Here is a 1,261-nt window from a genome sequence, read left to right as displayed (position 1 = left end):
AAAGGCATTGTGAGTGGTAGGGCGCTAGGACACTAGGGCGGCAGGGCGAGACCGTTGGCAGTCCCACCGTCAACGGCCGCTTGCCGTGATCACTGGTAACTCATCGTGAACGTAGCGAGACCATCCGCCGCACCCGGTGTCACCTGCGATGCGGTCTGGATGTACCGTGCCTTGAACGGGATCGTCACGGCGTCATTGCCGAACTGGCCGACGAACCACTGATTCGGATTGTTGCTCTGGGAAGAATCGGGGCCATAGCTGATCACGCTATCGTCGGTGCCGCGCTGTAACTGGATGCCGATACCCGACGCCTTGGAGTTCGACGACAGGGACAGCACGGCGGACCGATTCGCCCAGTTGCTGCCGTCAGTCAGCGTCATATACATCCGCGTGACCGCGCCCTGCGTGCCGCCCGAACACTGCAGCCGAATCTCGAACGGCTGGCTGTTTGTCGTGGTGCCAACGCCCTTGAACGCGTAGGTCGGAATCCTGCCAAGCGGCACAGCGACGGAAGGCGTCGTCACCTTGCATGCCGGCACCTGTGGCCTGATGGCGAGCGAGCCGTTGATGAAGACGCGTCGAATTGCCTGGTTGCCGTGATCGCGCAGCGTAGTTGCTCCAATTTCGCCAGTCAGTGTCCCCGACGCCGTGATCGGGCCTGTTTTGACCAGTTCCACGTCGAGTCCCGAGGCTGGGGAGAGACTTTCGTTCGCCCCTGTAAAGGTAAAGCTTTGCGGCCACCAGGAGTTATTGGCGATGCCTTTGATACGCACACCCACACCGGATACCGGCGTGGCATAAGTGCTAAAGCGCCCCACGGGCCCTTTCCCCTTATAGTCGGCGACGCCTATAGATTGCCCACCACAGGAGATGTTTCCGCCCGGCCCCGATGCTTTCCCGGCACCCGAGAAGAGAACCGTACCGTCAGGCACGGCAGGATCAAAAGTGGGGGCGTTCCAAGCGGGAAGCATGATTTCCAGATAGTCGACCATACCACCGGGGGTGGCCTCTATCGTACAAGGCCTGCCGGCTGCCTGTGCCGCCGAAAGATGAAGAGACGAAAAGATGGCTGCAGTGAAGCCAAGCATTGCTTTCCGGCAACACACGGCGCTTCTTTGAACAATGGATGTTCTTCGTGGCATTTTGATTTCCGCAGGGTTTCCAGCGTCGGAAGGAAAAGCCCAGTGTGTCTCTTTCAAAGGACGCTTGACGCTACTGATGAGTGTGTCTCTTTCAAAGGACGCTTGACGCTACTGATGTG

Annotated in this window: 1 protein-coding gene; it reads right to left on the bottom strand. The window is 59.2% G+C overall.

Annotation, left to right across the window (positions count from 1 at the left end; translation table 11 throughout):
• Nucleotides 1-89: 89 nt before the first annotated feature.
• Nucleotides 90-1,088, bottom strand: coding sequence for a fimbrial protein (locus AC1DS3_RS38780; protein WP_441632031.1), 999 nt, complete (start codon nt 1,086-1,088; stop codon nt 90-92).
• Nucleotides 1,089-1,261: the final 173 nt, after the last annotated feature.

The organism is Cupriavidus sp. 01L46, assembly GCF_056399905.1.
This window is presented reverse-complemented; position numbering and strand designations above follow the sequence as displayed.